Below are 19312 nucleotides of genomic sequence, written 5' to 3'. Positions count from 1 at the left end.
ATCCCCAATCGGTGCGGTTGGGGTTATACTTCCCCTGTCTATTTCCTATGCAGAATAAGAGGGGATACCGATGGATTTCAGAGAGGCGATGCGTCTAGTTGAGGAAAGGGAACGCAATCAAAACACATCAACGTTTGGTGACGTTGTTGATATGGCTCAACAAGGCGCTTTGCAAACTTTGGCTGGTGCTGCGAATTTCGTTGGTGCAGAAAAGGCAGCAAGCTCATTAGAGAATTGGGCTAATGAGCAATACGAAACCTTATCGCCTGAAATGCGCGAAGCCATGGCGAAAGATATCATCAATGATGATATGAGCTTTGGAGAAGGTGCTAAAGATTGGCGTACATGGTTAGGCACAGCATCTAATGTGCTTGGTGGTATGGCTGTAACCATGTTGCCAGCAGGTGCAGCAGGTAAAGCAGCGTCAATGGCAGGTCGAAGCGCTGCGGTGTCCCAAGGTGCCAATGTCGGTACTAACGCACTTCTAAACTTGGCGGCTGGTAACGGTGGTCAAGCCTTAAATGTTCAACGAGAAATCGAGAACATTCCTTATCACGAATTAATGGATTCTCCACAGTTCAAGCGTTATGTGGCCGAAGAAGCGGATAAGAATATCTCTGATGAAGAGGCGCTAAACAACGCTCGTACTCGATTGGCCCAAGAGGTTGGAGATTCGATTAAAACCGACCTTACTCTAGGCATGGTCAACCTGATCGGTGAAACGGTAGGTGATCAGGCAATGGTTAAACTGCTAAAAGGTAGTTTAGGCAAAACAATCAAAGGTGCTATTGGTAAAGGTGTACTTGCTGAAGGTGGCACCGAGGCCGTACAAGGTGGCGTTGAACAATACCGCTCTAACGTTCATACCAACGAAAAGATGGACGTTGAAGGCGACAACTCCGAAGGCGTTGGCGCGGCTGCGCTTGAGTCTGGTTTAGTCGGTGGTTTGATCGGTGGTGGTTTTGGTGCGCCTAGTGGTGTGGCTGGTCGTTACCGTCGTCGTAACTTTGAAACCAAGATTGAACAAGCGATCAATCCAGAAGTGATTTCGCAATTGCGCTCGGTTGGTAAAACAGATCAAGAGATTGAGGCTCTTCTAAGACCGAAGATTGAGAACCGCGCTCTTTCTATGGGCTTTGATGCTAACGAATCTACGGCTTTAGCACATCAAGCGTTAGGTGCTGCAATGGGTAAAGTGCCACCAGCAGCAGAGCGTCACGCAACGGAAGATCAAGCGGAAGCACAACAAAGTGTTGAGCCACAACAGCCGGAACCAGTACAGCCACAGCAAGCGCAACCACAACAACCAATTTCTGAAGCTGCAAAACAGCAAGAGCAAGCGCCTGTTAATCTGTTCTCTTCAGACAATCATGCCGATCTAATCCGTGACGGCCAGCAAGCTGTCAGCGCAATCAAAACTTGGGAAAAACAAGACCGAGGCAATGATTACGCGAAGCAATTGCGTCAAGACATGAGCCGTTACTTGGCAACTCTTAATACAGATCTATCCATTGAAGAACGTCAAGCGGCGCAGCGTTCAATGAATTCAATTTACAATGAGTTCTTGAGTGCTATTGGACAGAAACAAAAATCACCAGTTGATAATGAAGTTGCTCAAGCAGAAATGTTTGATCCTGAAACTGGCGAAGTAATGGCAGATTCAGAGCTATACCATTCTCAAGATGCTCAACGAGATAAGTTTGAATTGAGCCAATCAATTCAACGTGGTGAGCTTGGTTTTGTCGATGAAATTGCAGCGCAAGACGAAAACTTTAAACAAGGCTTGCAACGCGCCATGGAAATCTCGCCAGCAGCAGTGCTTCAGATTGCAAAAGCGCGTCGTGACGGAAGCATGAGCCAAGAGCAAGCGATCAGCGCTTTGCAGCGTGTCATTAACTCCGAAGAGCTAAAACAAGTCGATCAGTTACGCCCAACTGATGAAGAGAGTTTTCTGCGTGATCAGCAAGCTCAAGAGCGCAATGCTCAACAGCAACTTGAGAATCGCGGCATTCGAACCAATGGCTATCAACCAAACGTTGAGGAAACGCCAGAGTTTCAACGTAATCAGGCGCGTGTTCTTCAAGGTATGAGACAACAAGCTCAAACCAACTCGTTTGCTGGTGGACATCAACCAAACGGTGAGCGTGACGTTACTCCGTTAGCAACGGGTATCGAGAATCAACGAGTTTATGACGCGCCACAAGTTGAGTTTGATCGATGGTCTGACGTTAATCCTAAAGACGTTAATCGTGATGAGCGATTCACCAAGCTAGCGAATGAATATGACCTAAATCCTGTAGAAACAGAGCAGGAGCGTTATCGTGCGCCTTATATAGTTGCTCAAGAGCCTATTTCCGCATCAATCCAAGAGGTCGAACAGCGCCAACTTAATCGCAATGCTCGTATTCAAAAGAAATTTGATAAGCACGAGTCTCAAGAGGTTGAGTCATACAGTGAAGAGTTGCCACAGACTGGCGACGAGTATGTTTACCAATCTGGTGAAGCTGCAAAACGTTCAGAGCTTGGCCGTCAACTTGGTAAAGCTCAAGCTGAAATCGCAATCAAAGGCCGTCAGAAAGTTAACCGTGAACAACGCATCAAGAACATCTTGGAAGGCAAGGGTACAAAAGATGATCTGAACTGGTTGGACAAAGAAGTAAACGCTCAAGCTGATAGCAAAAAAGCCAAGAAACCTACCCTTAAAATAGGTCAAGGTATTGATGGAGTGGACGTTAAGCGCAGCGGTAATACCACAACGTTGACGCCTAAAGTCGAAAAGTGGAACGCAACTATTGGCGAGAGATCGGTTTTCGTCACTCAAGATAAAGAGCTTAAACAGGTACAAATCCGACTAGCGGAACAAGAGGAACCGGTTACTACTTTTGACTATGGCAAAGGTAGCGATATGCGCTTGATGGATGCTATTGGAAAAGCTAATCAAGCAGCCGATAAATATGTAAGCCTTATTGTAAAAAGCAATGAATCTTACCTTCAGAGCGAAGCAGAAAAAGCCCAAAGCAAAGGTGTTGTTGACCAATCACTTTTAGTCGAAGAACGCGAAAAGACAGCGAAAGCCGTTGATATTTGGCCTAGTGTTGAGCAACGCCTTGATCGCGGTCAAATGCCTACGCCTGAACAAATGAATGTTTTGCAAGATGCTGCGAAATATATCAATTCAGCAGGCAAGATTTACTTTACTGGCAAGCTAGGTGATTTGCTCCGCCTTGGTGACGTTCTGAAAACTCGCTTATCAAAATATGACGCACTACTTAGTGATGAAGAGCTGGAAGGTTTGGATCGCGAGATTGCAGACGCTAAGAAGGCATACCAAGCAAGTGACAATGACCTTTCTCGCCAACGCACTACCGCTCGTTTAGGTCGTCTAAACAAAATCAAAGACGGCAAAGGCACTACTGAAGATCTTAAATGGTTACGTTCAGAGCTTGAGTCTGAGCGTCGAGGCATTACCACTCCAGAGAAAGCTAAAGACGTAAATCAGACAATTGCAAAAGAACGCTTTGCTAAAGCAAAAACAGGTAAGGCAGATAACCCACGTTATCAAGCGTACTTAGATACTTTGGAAGCGGAAGAGCTTGAAGCTATCAATAGCAATGCTGGCTATATGTCTTGGATCACTCATCGTATTGCGGAGTTCCGAGACGAAAACGGAATTAAAAAGGGTGCCGATCTAACTTCTTCACAGCATAAAGAGTTTGATAAGTATCTGCGTGATTATGCTGATCGTCACTTATCTGAACGAGTGAAGTCAGAGCGCGACTCTACGGCGAAAAAAGCTGAGAACAAACCTACACAATTAAAAGCGATTCCGGCCACAATCAGCCGTAAAGCTAAGGGCAAACTCTCTAAAATCTCGACAGCTCAAAAGAAAGTTGAAGCAGCTCAAGAGAACTTAGACGAAGTTGAAATGCAACATTCTACGGATCGTAGTGGTGTTGATATGGCTCATCCACGAGTTAAAGCAGCACAAAGCCGACTAAGAACAGCAGAAAAAGCCGAACAAGATGCTTACAACGAGCTTGGTGAAGTCTGGAAAGAGTACCGAGCGAAAGGCGGTAACGAAGCGGTTTGGGATAAGTTTATCAACGAAAACCAAGGCCACCTAGACGCCAACTCTTGGGAAGATTTGAACCTAGATTTTGGTGAAGATGCGGATTCCGATGTGGAAATTCCAGAGATTCCGGCCAAGGTTCCTCCATTTAAAGATTTGTCTAATCCAACCATTGAAGAGCTGGATGCGCTAATCAACTACAAACAAGCTGAGATCGCTCACTACAAAGCTCGTATTGCTAATGGTGAGAACGGCGAAGCCATGCGCCTACTAATCAATAGACTAGAAGGTGATATTGCCAAATTAGAAGAGCGCAAAACCAATACAAAAGCAGATAAGCAAGAGCCTTCGCTCATTGATACTCTTCAAGCTGTATCAGATAAGTACGCAGAAAACCCGACTTATCGCGTCAAGAGCTACGAGTTAGAACCAGCTTGGAAAGCAGTATCTAAAGCAATGGAAGAAGCTGGCGCGGATACGCACGACTTATATTCATTCAGCAATTGGATCACTAGCCAATATCAATCAGATCGCCAAAAAGCAATCGACTTGGCAAAAAGCTATCTGAGTGACGACAAACCAGAGCCAACGCCTCCAAAAGGAAGCAAACCAAAATCTAGCAAGGCCACCAGCAACGAAACTGATGCGTCTAAAGCTAAAAAAGGCCGTTCTCGCCCAAGTGGAGCGCGTGAATATCTAAAAGCTATCAACGCGCTTCAAAGTGGCGAGTACACCAAGGAAGAGGCCATTGAGCTGATCGATAACTACATTGATGATGTTCCGGCTTTAGAAGAAGAATTTAGCCAATTCACGAAGCCAGCTATCGGCAATTTCTTTGCGCAAATGGGCCAATGGATTGACACAAGCTTGCGTAAAGACGATCTAGTTAAGCGAGCGGTTAAAGATATCGGCAACCAGTTTGCTGCTATTCAGTCTGATGGTGGAATGTTTGTAGTTAAATCACCTTCAGCTATGCGCAACATTCTTTCTGAAATGAGTGATGCTGACTACAACAAGCTTGCTGAGAAACGAAAACAACAAGCAATCGAGCGTGAGCAGGAAGCCGAGCGCAAGAAAAAGGCTCTTGATAATCCTCAAACACTTGATGATTTCCAAGCCTACGCACGAGCTAACGGCGGCACTATTGATGCTTTCAATGACCAGCAGCTAGCCGAGTTTGACCGTCTATACACTGAAAATCAGTTAAGCAAACTAGCAGAGCAAGAAAAGCGCGAACTAGAGCGAAAAGCTGAAGTTAAGGCCGTTGAAACTGACGGGACTATCGAGTTGAGCAAGGTCGATGTTCTCAACGAAGCTAAAGGTGAACAACGCTATGGCGCTGCGTTTAGCGAAGTTGATAGCGATACTTTCAACGATATGAGAGCCAAGGCGAAACAGCTAGGCGGTTGGTACGCACGAGCTTACAAACCTAAAAACTTGCCAGCTCGTTTTGACTTTAAATCTGAACAAGCGCGTGATGATTTCCTATCTGTAATGGGCGGCTTGAACGTTGATCAAAGCGAACGAGTTAAACAACGCGATCAAGAGAAAACGAAGTCGAAAAAAGAGAAGCAAGTTGAAGCTCTACGCGAAAAAGCGGCATCACTACAGGCGAAAGCTGATGAGTCAAACAACGCACAGCGTTTGACTAATACTTCTCGTCGCGCAGCCATGGCAGCAAGCGCAGCGGCACGAGCAGATAAGCAAGAGGCGCAAGCGAATATCTTGCGTAAGATTGCCGATGGCGTTGAATCTGGCGAGTTCCTACTGCTAGGCAACTTGACTGATATCAGCCAGCTTGAAGAACTAACAAGCGTTATGAACCGTGTTAAATGGGATATGCCTGAAGATGATCGAGAAAAACTAGCGTATCGAGATCAGCAAGGCAACTGGCATTTAAAACCAGAAACTAAGTTTAATCAGGTTGCTCGTTACGTTCGTTTTCCAGCGCCGAAGAGTACCCCAGCGTCACTTGAATACATTGCGCGAGAAATCGAAAACCTAGACGGTTACAAGATGACGGCTAAATCTATTCGAGCAAACATTAAAGGCTTGAAGGAGCACGAGAGCGTTAACTTGAATGGTGCGCGTTGGGATAAAGTTATTCCTAAATTGCGCCAGCTAGCGCGTAGCAAATCAAACACTGTTTACCGTGTCGAGCACATCAACGAGTTATTCAAGTCGCAAGATCGCTTAATTCGCATGGGTATTAAAGGCGATATCACGTTGCGCCAAGCCTTGCGTGAATATGAGCAAGCGAACAACGGAAAAATGTCAACGCAGAAAGAAAAAACACGCTTACAAAAACTCACAGAGAAGATTGAGGAAACTGTACGCGGTAACCGTAATGCGTTTAATGACTTCTTCCCAACTCCTGAAGCAGAAGTGAAAAAGCTCATTGATTTAGCCGATATTAAACCAGGTATGAAAGTGCTAGAGCCAAGTGCTGGTATGGGTCACATTGCCGATCAAATTGCAGCTCTAAATGGCGTAGATCTTGATGTTGGTGAACTTGCTTTCACTCTAAGCGAATTACTTGAAGAGAAGGGGCACAACGTTGTTGCTGGTGATTTCTTGGAATATAACGCTGGTGAAATCTATGACCGCATTGTTATGAATCCTCCATTTAGTAACGATGCAGATATTCACCACATCAACCATGCGCTAACGATGCTAAAAGATGGCGGTAAGTTGGTTGCTATCACTAGCTCAATGGCTGGTAATCGTGGTAACACAACAAATAAAAACTTCCGTCGTTACCTAGATGAAGTTGGTGCAGAAGAGATCAACCTAGACGCTGGCGCATTCAAGAACAGCTTGAACCCTACGAACGTAGCAACAAAGATTATTGTCATTGAAAAACCAGCGAACGATCAGTACGACGATATTCGTTTCAGCAAGGCCAGCGAAGTCAACAAAAAGCCTTCCACCAGCCTATCGCCTGAAAAGGTTACTCAAGCCGCTCAAGATTGGATTAACCAATACGACGGTTTGAAAGGTGCGAATGTAATGGTTGTGCCAACTATGGCCGATCTGCATGAACTGGTTGAAACTGAATCCAATGCGATTGTTAAAGGCGCATGGTTGTCCGGTGATAACCGTGTTGTGCTGGTGGCAGAAAACTTGGAAAACGTTGCTGACGTTCGCCGCACTTTGCGGCATGAGTTTATTGCTCACAATGGCCTATACGCAAACCTAGACGTTGCTCAACAAGCGCAGTTAACCAAGAAGGTCAACAGCCTACGAAACGTTAACTCTTTGAAAGGCATCTTTGCCGAGGTTGATAAATCATATCGAACCGCACCGGAAGACGTAAAAGCGGAAGAGGTGATCGCTAAGATTGCAGAAACAGAGTCTAGTGTTTCTCAACGAATCTTAGACAAAGTGTTGTCTTGGGTACTTGGTGCATTGCGTCGTTCTGGCATTTTGAGTGCAGAGAAAATCACGCTTTCCGAAGTGCGCAACATGATCAACAACGTGGATAGCGACCTTCGAAAACCTAAAGGAATGACCACGCTTTCTAACGTTGTGCGCTTTAGCCAAACAATCTCAAGCATGGATGAGGATTTGGCGCAGCAAGGCGATCCAATTGTGAGCATTGCTGATGCGCTGGCAGCGAAGAATGAGAGTTTCTACAAGCAAATGCTTGGCAAGATCAACGTTCCATTTATTAGCAAGCAGTTTGATGCGCTTAAAAATGGTGGTTGGGCGTTGTTAAACCTACGCCAAATGGCTGAAGTAGGTAGAAAACGAGTAAGCCGTGAGGTTGGCAACATTCTTGAGTCGTATGTAAACAACAAAGATTTGTTTACTACACGCAAAACAGACTTGATTGAGAAAGTTCACAAACAAGCTGATGCCATGAATAAGTTCCGTAAGGATAAGCCGCAAGACGCCGAAGCTACCTTTAGTTTGTTGCACGATGCGACGTTGGCCGATGTTGACCCGTCAAAAGAGTATGTTGACCAAACTGATGAGAAGAAAGCGCTACTCAAAACACTAGCGAAGCTTTACCAAGAGTACGGTGGTTCGCAAACTAAACGTGGTTCAGAAATTTGGCAAGAACGCCAAGCGCTAGAGCGTGAGATTAAGAACGAGCCGAAACTAAGACTTAAACACAAGGCATTACGCGAGAAGTTCCTACAGCTTTCGCCAGATGCTCAAAAAGTCTTTACCGATGTGCGCGATCACTACATTAGCCAACGCGAGGAAATGGATAAGGCGCTAGAAGAGCGCATTACTGATCTTGCCATGGCTGGTAACAAACGAGCAGGTGAGAACACTTACCATCGTTACATGATGGAAAAATCACGCCTTGGTTTCTATGTGCCGTTGGCGCGTTTTGGTAACTACTGGATCGATGTCGTTGACCCAAGCGGTGAGCGTGTATTCCAAATGTATGAGACTGAAAACGCCATGATGAAAGACGTTAAAAAGCTTCAGGCGGCTGGCTACAAGGTTCAGGATGATAAGAATGCGAACTTAGAAGTTGGACAAGTGCGCTTTGGTCTAAAAATCCAAGAGAGTCGCGGCCTAAACGGTGCTAGCGCGTCATTCGTGAGCGATATTATTAAGGCGATCTCAGGTGCGCAAACTAACGACAAGGTGAAAGATCAGTTAACTGATGAAATCTACCAAATGTATTTGCAAACCATGCCTGATCGTTCAATTCGTAAATCATTCATTCACCGTAAAGGTGTGGCTGGTTATTCAGAAGATGCGGCTCGTGTGCTAGCAGATCAGGGTGTTCGCCAAGCGAACCAACAAGCGCGACTAGAAACAGAGAAGCGCTTCACCGATCTAATGGAAGAGTTGAAGATTGCTACGGATAAGAGCAATAACGTTTCGGCGTCACGCTTATATAACGAAATGGTTAAGCGTCACGAATGGATGATGAACCCACAACGCGCACAATGGGCGCAAGCGCTAACTGGTTTTGGGTTCTTCTGGCAAATCGGTATTTCACCAGCGTCAGCGATGATCAACTTATCCCAAAACTGGCAGATTGCTTTGCCTTACATTGGCTCACGTTTTGGTTTTAAGGAAACAGCGGCGGAAATGGCAAGTCTATCGGGCCTATTTGCTAAGACGTTCGTTGCTAAAAAATCAAAAGCTGGCTTGCGTGGTGATATGGACATGACCAACGGCATTTTGGGCGACGTACTTAACCAAGAAGAGAGAGAGGCGTTACGCCACGCGATCAAAATTGGTGCTATCGACGTAACTCAAATGGCCGACTTAACAGGTATGGCAGAGCAAGAGTCGTCAAACTATACGGGTAAATGGGCGAAAGCACAGCAACTAATCGGTGCGCCTTTCCATTGGGCCGAAGTAATGAACCGTGAGGTTTGTTTTATCACTGCTTACCGTATGGCGAAGAAGAACGGACTAAGCAAACAAGAGTCACTTGATTACGCAACTAAAGCAACTTGGGATAGCCACTTTGACTATTCGAGCCGTAACCGCGCTCGATTCATGCAAGGTGACGTTGCGGCGGTAGCATTGCAGTTCAAGCAGTACAGCCAAAACATGACTTACTACTTGTTTAGCCGTTTCTTTGATTCAATTAAGGGCGAAACGCCAGAGGTGAGAAAGGAAGCGCGTAAGCAGTTGCTTGGCACGTTTGCCGTTACGTTTGCCATTGGCGGTCTAAACGCTCTACCAGTCGCTACAATCGCGGCAATTGCTAATATGGCCTATGCAGTGGCAGGTGATGACAATGAGCCTTGGGATGCAGAGACAGAGCTAAAATCGCTACTTTCTAAGACGTTCGGTGAAGATATTGCGAAAGGCTTGTACTACGGTTCAATGCCTAACGTTTCAAGCCGAATCAACATTGATTTGCTTCGCCTTTGGGTACAAGAATCAGACGCACAAGATAGCGTTGGTGTTGCTGAAAACATTCTTCAACAGGCGGCAGGTGCATCATTTGGTATTGCTGTATCTTGGGCGCGTGGTTTGGACTACATGACAGAAGGCCAGTATTTGCGCGGCGTAGAATACATGACTCCAAAATGGATTAAGGACGTATTTAGAACTGCGCGATACGCTTCAGAAGGTGGCACTGTCACAAACCGAAATGGTGAAATTATCATTGATGATGTGACATTGTTTGAACATGCTCAACAAGCGCTTGGTTTTACTCCGGCTCGACTTGTTCAGCAGTACGACTCAAACAGCGCATTGAAAGGCTACGAACGTCAAGTTACTCGCCGTCGTCAAAGCTTAATGAATGCTTACTGGCTGGCGGTACGCACTAAGGACAATGATGGACGTAAAAGCGTGCTTAACAATATCCGTGAGTTCAACCGCTCGGAATGGGGCCGACAAAACCCGATCACCAACGAAGTTTTAAGCCGTTCGGTGAAGCAACATTTCAAAATGGCGAGTAAATCACAGAATGGTGCGCACTATAATCAAAAATATATGAAGTTGCTGCAAGAGCAACAGAGTTGGTAGCATTAATGGAGTGCTTAGAAAAGAAGTATGGAGAGATCTAAAATGATCGCTAGTAAAAGCATTTTAACAGCAATGATTTTGGGTTTAGCTGGTGGCGCGTCGTGCGCCACCGCAGCGCAACTACCACGTTGCCCGACGGTAACGGAACAACGAAACCCGTATGATTATCATTATGCACGTTTGATGGAGAGCAAACTGTACTCGCGTGACTTTAAAATCAATGTTGCGCAAGGTGTTGATAATGGTTTGTCGGATGAAGAAGCGCTTGAATATGGCAGAGCCAAAGTTGCTGAAATGCATGGCTTTGGTAAGTCGGAACTTGACTTTAATAGTGCAATGCGTGAGGTGGAGCTAAAAGAGCAAATCGAAAAGTATAAGGTTTGCAAGTTCTATGAGGTTGAGTTGGGTGTTCATGGTGATTTGGTTACTAACCTTGATCGCGACAAAATTGAGCGTCAAATAGAAGAGGCTCAAGCCAAAATTGCAGCCCAAACCGATGACTGTATCTATGAGAAAATCAAGGGTGATTCCACCAGCGCAGCAATAGCCGAAATTCGAAGAATATGCCGTTTCAGAGCGCTAAGAAACATCTAAATGCCATAAAAAGCCGCTAAATTGCGGCTTTTTGCTTTTTATCAAATATGTATAAAAAAATACCTCTAAATAGCTATAAAGAACTGGATATATAAACAGTGGTCTGGTAGCTTATGCGCGTTTCCGATTTGTTATGAAATTCGCGAAATTAGACGCATATTTCGTTAAGTAATTTCACTTATGTCGGTAGCCAATCTATTTTTGTTTTTCATTATTTAGAACTTGCTAATTCTTTGGTAAATTATTTGACAGTAAACCACTCGGCTTTTAAGGAGAAAAAAATGAAATATACGTCAAATGACCTTAGAGTGGTCGCTACGCTTATGGAATGTGAAGCTTTGGATGAAGCTGCGAAGGAGTTTATTCAGCGAACAGTGATGAAGGCGGCCAAGCTGCTTGAAGCAGCCAAGTTTATCAACAATAGCAATAAAGAAGAGTCGTAACAGATATGCTTTGCGTGGCAATCCGGCCACTATCTCTGATAGATATGATTCTAATTTATTGATTAAAGGGGAACGCGAAAGTGCTCCCTTTTTTTGTGCTTTTTGGTGTGTGTATAGCTGGTGGCCGGATGTTGTGTATATCAGTTTAACTCACTTGCGCATTGCCTCTTAGCCGACGATAATGACCACATTATCGTTTCGTGTTTGCCCGATCCTTTTCTTAAATCACGCCGATTTGTGTGTATATCGGGGAGCACGAAAAAATACAGTGTGTATATAGGCGTGTATATGAGTTCATGTACACACTATTTGATTGCTGTAAAAGTCTATATAAAACAGAGGTTTATGAAGTTGTCATCCCATTTGTCAGAAATATACAAAGAGTTTATGTTCGAAGCGGCACATCACTTGCCACATGTACCTGAAGGCCATAAGTGTGGTCGTTTGCATGGACACTCTTTCTTAGTTCGTCTTTATGTAGAAGGTGAGGTAGACCCGCATACTGGTTGGGTAGTGGATTTCGCTGAAATCAAAGCGGCATTCAAACCAATTTACAATCGTTTAGACCATTATTACCTGAACGACATTGAAGGTTTGGAGAATCCGACGAGCGAAGTGCTAGCAAAATGGATTTGGCAACAGCTTAAGCCAAGTTTACCGTTGCTAAGTAAAGTTGAAATCAAAGAGACGTGCACAGCCGGTTGTATTTACAAAGGTGAATAAGTCACTTTTTATTGAGCATTGAAGACAAAGGCAAGCCATGAGCTTGCCTTTGTTGTATCTGGATATTCCCTATTTTTTATACTTTTCTTGCTAGCTCAGTGGATGACGTAAAATCCACTCTTTTTCGTTCTCACCAAACGTTGTTTTCTCTGTATTGATGAATCCACACGCATCAAGAAAACTGATAGCGTATTGCTGACTCTGTGGCACAGTGACGCAAAGAGAGTTGCTTTCAGGGTCAATGGTATACGCGTAAACGAACAGTTTGCGTAACGCTTCACTCCCAACCCCTTGGCGTTGGAAACGTTGATCAACCATCAAGTACTTGAGCCCCAGTTCGTGCCTTTTGGCAAAGGGCGCATGTTGGGAGAAGCCTTTATCGATAACAAGATAGCCAACTAATAGATCGTCAGAATAAATCGTAAAGAACGCTTCAGACTTATTGCGTTTTTGATAAGCCACTTCAAACGGCGTAGAAAATCCTTTCTGCTCTTCCTGCACATCCAATTGCATCAAACTCGAAAAATCTTTCAGTTTGGTGGGTTTAATAGCAATCATCGTTCAACCACAAATTGGCGGCATATCCTCATGCCGCCACGAACTTTAATAGAGTATTTCCTCTAGTTTAAGTAACTCACGAGGTTAAGAAAAGCTAGAAATGCAGAGGATAATAATAACCTTGGTGAATATAGGCACCTAATGTTGTGAGTAAGTGAGCGCTATCGGCGGTTTCTACGCCTTCGACAATGACTGTACAGCGATACGTATTTCCCATGGCGATTAACTGACGCAACGTTTCCACTTTCTTATCGTCCGACTTTAAACCAATCACAAACTCCCGATCTATTTTCAAATAATCTGGATTGATTTTACTGATGAGCGACACGTTGTTGTTGCCAGTGCCAAAGTCATCGATACTGATTTTACAATCCAGTGCTTTTAGTTTCGCGACATTGCCATAAATCTCGGAGGTATAGTACATCGATGCATTTTCCGTGATTTCAATCGTCAGCAAACGACAATCTCGGTTAGATAGTTCTCTGTGTAGGATTGAAAAGTTGCGTCCTCGCAGCAAAGAAGGACAAACATTAATGCTGATAGGAATAGGCAAGGCTTTGTGCTTAGTATAGATGGACTCTATCACCATTAAGGTATGAGTTAGGAGCAGCCCATTGCGGATCAGTGTCTCAATAAACCGTTGCGTATTTTTTACCTTAAACCGCGAGAGCGCTTCGTAATGCACAATCTTTTGCGCTGAAGTGTCATAAATCGGCTCCAGTTTGATTTTAAATTGTCGAATTGCGCACAAATAAGCCATAAAGGCTTGTAGAGAGCGATGGCGCAGTATTATTAGAAACAGCAAGCTTAATAAAATGATGCTTTGAAACGGGCCAGAGATGTAATACACCTCTTTATAGCCGCTGTTCTTCACGTGATAGTTGAAAAAGCGTTCATTGGTGTTACCAATTTCTAAAGAGGTCCCTGTATTGGTTGATAGCTTCATGCCGGAAAGAAAAAAACGCGAAATATGATTTTCAACGTTGTCGGATAAGTTAATGTTTTTGACACGAACCAAAACGGTTGCGTTATTCAAGTCAAATGATTGGGTCGTATAATTGCTATTATAACTCCACTCTTCAAATGCTTTTTTGCTGACAGGGACAACGGTTTCGGGGGTGACTAAACACCGGATATTGAAACGGTCTAGCATCATGCTCGATTCGACCAGCTTTACATTATCAAAGAGCGACTTCAATTCTCTTTCATCAGCAAAGCAGCTCTTTTGGGAAAGATTCTCTGCAATTTGGAAGGCGTTATCCAGATAATTATGTTTCACAATGCTGTTTATCGCGTAGTAACAGATGGCAAAGAAAATGATCGCTGTGAGCAACACGACCCACAGTGTATCTGAATAGATCTTTTTATTACGCAGACAAATACGAAGGGCTTTGCCAAGGCTGTTTGTTGTGTATTGATTGATCTTGTGTTGATGGTCGATGCCATTCTGATGGTTGTTTTGCATAGTAAAAGGGATGAAGTATCCGGTCCGGTGAATATTTTCGATAATATTTTTTTTTGTGGTTACGTGTTCTTCCGTGAGCTTGCGAAATTTCTTTCTTAGAGCGGCCACCGCGTTTTTAAAGCCATTTTCAGGCAGTGTCATTTTGTATTGTTGAGTGATTTTGCTTTCTATCAATCGCTGGCTAATTGGCGTATTTAAGCTGCCGTATTTGGCGATGGTTGACAGAATGGCGTACTCATTTGGGTTGACAGGAATGGAGTGGTGGAGTGATTGATTGAGCTCTAAAGATATTTCGTTTTCGGACAAGCAAACGCAGATTTGGTTTCCAATTTCAAACCTAATCATGTGTTGGTGTGCTCCAAGTTTAATTTTTGGCTACGTTATCAATAAAGCTAGGAGAGGGATGTGATTTTTTACGGGGATATCCATAATAATTGGATATATTCAAGGTTTTAGGTTTTTTTATGCTGGGCGTAGCAACCCATTATTCATAGTTAATGAGGTATAAAAAACCCGAGCGGCGGCTCGGGTTTCGTCGATATTCAGCAAGGCTTATTAACAGATAACTTTTACTGCTAGGCCGCCTTGAGAAGTCTCACGGTATTTCGCGTTCATGTCTTTACCTGTCTCTAGCATTGTTTCGATAACTTTATCTAGAGAAACAGTAGGAGCAGAAGAACGACGCAGTGCCATACGAGTTGAGTTGATTGCTTTTACAGCTGCAATACCATTACGCTCGATACATGGAACCTGAACCTGACCTGCAACCGGGTCGCAAGTTAGACCTAGGTTGTGCTCCATCGCAATTTCAGCCGCCATACATACTTGCTCTGGGCTACCACCCATAAGCTCAGCAAGGCCAGCTGCTGCCATAGAACATGCCACGCCAACTTCGCCCTGACAGCCAACTTCTGCACCAGAGATAGACGCGTTACGCTTGTAAAGGCCGCCAATTGCACCAGAAGCTGCGAAGTAACGGATGTAGTCTTTCTCAGTTACGGTTTGAATAAACTTGTCATAGTAAGCCAGTACCGCAGGGATGATGCCACATGCACCGTTAGTCGGCGCAGTTACAACACGACCACCTGCTGCGTTCTCTTCGTTTACTGCAAAAGCAAACATGTTTACCCAGTCAACAACAGACATTGGATCGTTCGTTGTTTTTTCAGAAGTAAGCAGTTGCTGACGAAGTGCTGCCGCACGACGAGGCACGCGTAGTGGACCAGGCAGAATGCCTTCTTCGTTCATACCGCGATCCATACATTCGCGCATTGTGCGCCAGATGTTTGCGAAGTAAGTACGAGTTTCTTCGTCAGAATGAAGCGCATGTTCATTTTTCATGGTTAGCGCACTGATAGATAGGCCGCTTTCATGACATTGTTTTACAAGCTCTTCTGCCGTTGTAAACGGGTAAGGAACTTTTACTGGGTTCTCAACTTCTTTACCGAAGTTTTCTTCATCAACGATGAAACCACCGCCGATAGAGTAGTAAGTTTTTGAGTACGCTTTTTCGTCATCAATCCAAGCGTGGATTTGCATGCCGTTTTCGTGTAACTCAAGGTTTGTTTTGTGGAAGTTCATTCCACCTTCACGTGGGAACGATACTGTGTGACAGTGCATGCCAACAGGAAGGCGTTCAGTTTCTTCTACGCGAGCGATAAAGCCCGGGATAGAATCGATATCAACTTTCTCAGGAGTGTTGCCTGCAAGACCCATGATGATAGCAATATCTGTGTGGTGACCTTTCCCTGTCAGTGATAGTGATCCATAAACGTCAACGGTGATTTTAGTGATGTCGCGCAGTTTTCCCATTGCGCGAAGATCATCAATAAACTCTTTACCCGCTTTCATTGGGCCTACAGTGTGTGAGCTTGAAGGTCCAACACCGATTTTATAGATATCAAAAACACTAATCATATCGATTACCTCAGAAGAAAGCCTCCCAAGGGGAGTTGGGAGGCTTAATTTTATCGTTATATTTTTGGATTAATCATACCGTGCTAGGGCAGGGATGATTAAAGAGCGCCGTAGATTACAGAACTAATGGCAGCAAGACCACAGATTGCTGTGAAAATTTGCACAGGTGCTGAAGTTTTGTACTTAGCCATCGCTGGAACTTTTTGCATTGCGAAGATAGGCATCAAGAATAGAATTGCCGCAATCATCGGTGCGCCCATTGTTTCAATCATACCTAGGATGCTTGGGTTAACGATAGCAACGATCCAAGTTGTGATTACGATGAAGATAAGAGACATCTTCTCGATCTTGCTTACTGGTGATTTTGAACGAGATTTCACTAGACCAACTAGACCTTCATGCGCACCTAGGAAGTGGCCGAAGTAGCTAGAAGTGATAGCCGCGAAAGCAACCAGTGGACCTAAGTAAGAGATCAGTGGAGACTCATGAACGTTTGCTAGGTAAGAAAGAACAGAGATGTTTTGCTCTTGTGCTGTTGCTAGTTGCTCTGGAGACAGAGAAAGTACAACAGAGAAAACGAAGAACATTACAAAGCCCATTAGCATCATCGCTGCGCCACCAGTGATAGCGTCAGTTTTCTTAACTGCGTCATCACCGTATACACGACGTTGTTCTTTAGAGAACTGAGAAATGATTGGGCTGTGGTTGAAAGAGAACACGATAACAGGGATTGCTAGCCATACGATAGCTGGCATTGCACCCCAGTCAGGTGATACTTCCATCATTGAAGTGTTCCAACCAGGAATTAGGTACACAGACAGCGCTAGTAGGATGAACACTAGAGGGTAAACCATCGCTGAAGTTGCTTTCAGCATAAGCTCTTTACCGAACACTACGCCCGCTGTCATTGCAGCGATAAGTGCACCGGAAAGTAGCCAGCGAGGAATAGATTCCATACCCATTTGGTTAACTAGGAAAGAGTCAACCGTGTTTGTGATACCAACACCGTAGATAAGTACGATTGGGTAGATAGCGAAGAAGTAAGCGAACGTAATAAGGTTTGCGCCAGTCTTACCAAAGTGCTCTTCTACTGTGTCAGTGATGTCCGCTTCTGGGTTTTTCGCAGAAAGAACGAAGCGAGCTAAAGATTTGTGTGCGAACCAAGTCATTGGTGCTGCGATTAGGGATAGGATTACTAATGGCCAAAAGCCACCTGCACCTGCTTTAATAGGAAGGAATAGTACACCGGCACCTACTGCCGTACCAAAAAGGGACAGACACCAGGTAAAGTCTTTGTAAGAAAACTTACTAGACGATTGTGCGGTAGAAACCGCAGAAGTAGTTGTATTCATTTTTTAGTTACTCATTTTGGGAACAGGAAATAAGTCGGGAGTAATTTTGCAAGATTTTACACTAGGAAAATTAGATCTAAATCATTTATTGCTTACGCTTATTGAATGATATGTCAAAAACCTGCTTTTTATCACGAAAATGATGTGCTACTCGTGATTTCTGCTAATGAGTAAAATTAGAAAAACTTATCGATAGGGCTGTTTGTATAAATTTATTTCACCGCAAGCGTTTGCGGTGAAAACGGCAAATTAATCTAATGTGAATGAATGTTTATGAAGCAACGTTTTATTAATATTGATGCGCATGATGATCGCATCCATAAAAATACCGATATCAGAAGTTTTTAATGTGAAATGATATGTTTTTGCATTGATTCGATGATTTGTGCGGTCATGCCCCAGATGAAATGCTGTCTATATGGGATAGCAAATACACGATGACTGCTGTTTTTTAGGTCAAACTTGGTGCTGTACAACTTTTTCGGATTCAGAATGTGGTTGGCAGGAACTTCAAAAACAGACTCCACCTCATTTGGGTCAATATGCGTTTTATACTCAGGAGAAATAAAGGCCAGAAAAGGTGTCACATTAAACTGACTAATCGTTGGCAATGTTGGAAGCTGGCCAAATACATGAATATGTTCATCTTCTATACCGACCTCTTCTTTGGTTTCTCTTAATGCCGTATTGATTAGATGATGATCTTCCTGCTCAAACTTACCGCCGGGGAAACTGATTTGTCCCGGATGATGACGCAAGTGCGCTGCTCGCTTTGTCAAAATGACCTGTAGCCCCTCCGGGCGTTCTACAAAACCAATTAAGACCGCTGCGTCTCGCAGTGATTTTCCTTTCATCCATTTCAGTCGCGCGAGGGACTCTTTGTGGTAACCCGTTGGAAGCCGAAATTGAAAGTTTTGCAGTAATTGAGTTTTGTCGATAACCAAACCAAATCCTTATTTATTGTGCCTAACCACTATTTATTATACTCAATGGCCGCAAGAGGCGTGGTGCTATCGCCGTTGGTACGGTATTAAAGTATTAGTACGGCAATACCAAAGTACGGCCATTGGTCTTTCCCTGCTTTGTGTCGTGTGTCTCACTCTGCTTGGATATAATAATTTGAAACTTATAAGGTTATAAACCATTCTTTATTTTAAGACGTCACCATAAGGCAAGTATTGACTAATGAAAGGGATTATTTTCACCGAGTTCATGGAGTTAGTGGAAGAGAAGTTTGGTCTCGATGTGTTAGACCAAGTGCTCGACCTTTCTAATGACGAAGGGATTTATACGGCGGTTGGCAGTTACGATCATAAAGACTTGGTTAAATTGATTGTGAATCTCAGTAAAGTATCTGGCATTCCACCTGAACAACTGCAAGAAGTATTTGGAGAGTGCGTTTTTTTGAATTTACTTCGCTCGATTCCTAGTCATGCCAGTTTGCAGCAGTGTGAAACGACATTTCAATTTGTTCGCCATGTTGAAGATTTTATTCATGTCGAGGTCAAAAAGCTCTACCCAGATGCTAATCCTCCTCAGTTTGATTTTATCAGCGAGACTCAATCAAACATGGTGTTTGATTATCGAAGTGCGCGGTGCATGTCTCACGTATGTTTAGGTCTAATAAAAGGCTGCGCGGCGCACTTTGGTGAAGTTATTCATATCAAACACCAAAACCAGTCAGAAGATGGTAGCCAGGTTCGCTTTTGGTTAGAGGCACAATAAGAACGAT

Annotated in this window: 10 protein-coding genes; 5 read left to right on the top strand and 5 right to left on the bottom strand. The window is 44.0% G+C overall.

All coding sequences use genetic code 11. The annotated features are described in order from the left end of the window. Positions 1-70 precede the first annotated feature (70 nt). The 4 genes from LIX84_RS05440 (at position 71) to queD (ending at position 12288) form a co-directional block, all read left to right on the top strand. On the top strand, positions 71-10528 hold the full coding sequence (locus tag LIX84_RS05440; protein ID WP_226420857.1) for a PLxRFG domain-containing protein: 10458 nt from the start codon (positions 71-73) through the stop codon (positions 10526-10528). Between the two features lie 42 nt (positions 10529-10570). Beyond that, the gene (locus LIX84_RS05435; RefSeq protein WP_053318072.1) at positions 10571-11122 is read left to right on the top strand and encodes a hypothetical protein; all 552 of its coding nucleotides are present in this window, start codon (positions 10571-10573) and stop codon (positions 11120-11122) included. 281 nt (positions 11123-11403) lie between these two features. Beyond that, positions 11404-11565 (top strand): hypothetical protein, encoded by a 162-nt coding sequence (locus LIX84_RS05430; protein WP_153904392.1) that lies wholly within the window; start codon positions 11404-11406, stop codon positions 11563-11565. Positions 11566-11910: 345 nt separating this feature from the next. After that, the gene (gene queD, locus LIX84_RS05425; protein WP_085344009.1) at positions 11911-12288 is read left to right on the top strand and encodes a 6-carboxytetrahydropterin synthase QueD; all 378 of its coding nucleotides are present in this window, start codon (positions 11911-11913) and stop codon (positions 12286-12288) included. Positions 12289-12378: 90 nt separating this feature from the next. On the opposite strand, the gene LIX84_RS05420 is transcribed toward queD, so the two are convergent. The 5 genes from LIX84_RS05420 to LIX84_RS05400 all read right to left on the bottom strand — a co-directional run bounded on the left by LIX84_RS05420 (position 12379) and on the right by LIX84_RS05400 (position 18524). Continuing rightward, positions 12379-12846, bottom strand: a complete 468-nt coding sequence (locus LIX84_RS05420; protein WP_065646580.1) for a GNAT family N-acetyltransferase — start codon at positions 12844-12846, stop codon at positions 12379-12381. 94 nt (positions 12847-12940) lie between these two features. Further along, entirely contained in the window at positions 12941-14656 is a 1716-nt protein-coding gene (tpdA, locus tag LIX84_RS05415; protein ID WP_226420856.1) for a cyclic di-GMP phosphodiesterase TpdA, read from the bottom strand. Positions 14657-14866: 210 nt separating this feature from the next. Continuing rightward, complete coding sequence (locus tag LIX84_RS05410; RefSeq protein WP_005396900.1) at positions 14867-16228, bottom strand: L-serine ammonia-lyase; 1362 nt, start codon at positions 16226-16228, stop codon at positions 14867-14869. A gap of 98 nt (positions 16229-16326) precedes the next feature. After that, complete coding sequence (locus LIX84_RS05405) at positions 16327-17580, bottom strand: aromatic amino acid transport family protein (RefSeq protein ID WP_047009959.1); 1254 nt, start codon at positions 17578-17580, stop codon at positions 16327-16329. Between the two features lie 344 nt (positions 17581-17924). Further along, positions 17925-18524: a CoA pyrophosphatase gene (locus tag LIX84_RS05400; protein WP_012841651.1), complete on the bottom strand. Its 600-nt coding sequence runs from the start codon at positions 18522-18524 to the stop codon at positions 17925-17927. A 241-nt stretch (positions 18525-18765) separates the two neighbouring features. Here LIX84_RS05400 and LIX84_RS05395 point away from each other — a divergent pair, with 241 nt between their 5' ends. After that, a complete protein-coding gene (locus tag LIX84_RS05395) occupies positions 18766-19305 on the top strand; it encodes a heme NO-binding domain-containing protein (protein WP_012841652.1) in 540 nt (179 codons plus the stop codon). The last annotated feature ends 7 nt before the right edge of the window (positions 19306-19312 follow it).

This window comes from Vibrio sp. E14 (assembly GCF_020515785.1).
GTDB lineage: Bacteria > Pseudomonadota > Gammaproteobacteria > Enterobacterales > Vibrionaceae > Vibrio > Vibrio diabolicus.
Note: the sequence above shows the minus strand (reverse complement) of the source record. Positions and strands in the feature narration are given on the sequence as shown.

Excerpts from the sequence above, each read along its gene's own strand:
- LIX84_RS05440 (WP_226420857.1), top strand. The coding sequence starts at position 71 with ATGGATTTCAGAGAGGCGATGCGTCTAGTTGAGGAAAGGGAACGCAAT.
- LIX84_RS05435 (WP_053318072.1), top strand. The coding sequence starts at position 10,571 with ATGATCGCTAGTAAAAGCATTTTAACAGCAATGATTTTGGGTTTAGCT.
- LIX84_RS05430 (WP_153904392.1), top strand. The coding sequence starts at position 11,404 with ATGAAATATACGTCAAATGACCTTAGAGTGGTCGCTACGCTTATGGAA.
- queD (WP_085344009.1), top strand. The coding sequence starts at position 11,911 with ATGAAGTTGTCATCCCATTTGTCAGAAATATACAAAGAGTTTATGTTC.
- LIX84_RS05420 (WP_065646580.1), bottom strand. The coding sequence starts at position 12,846 with ATGATTGCTATTAAACCCACCAAACTGAAAGATTTTTCGAGTTTGATG.
- tpdA (WP_226420856.1), bottom strand. The coding sequence starts at position 14,656 with ATGATTAGGTTTGAAATTGGAAACCAAATCTGCGTTTGCTTGTCCGAA.
- LIX84_RS05410 (WP_005396900.1), bottom strand. The coding sequence starts at position 16,228 with ATGATTAGTGTTTTTGATATCTATAAAATCGGTGTTGGACCTTCAAGC.
- LIX84_RS05405 (WP_047009959.1), bottom strand. The coding sequence starts at position 17,580 with ATGAATACAACTACTTCTGCGGTTTCTACCGCACAATCGTCTAGTAAG.
- LIX84_RS05395 (WP_012841652.1), top strand. The coding sequence starts at position 18,766 with ATGAAAGGGATTATTTTCACCGAGTTCATGGAGTTAGTGGAAGAGAAG.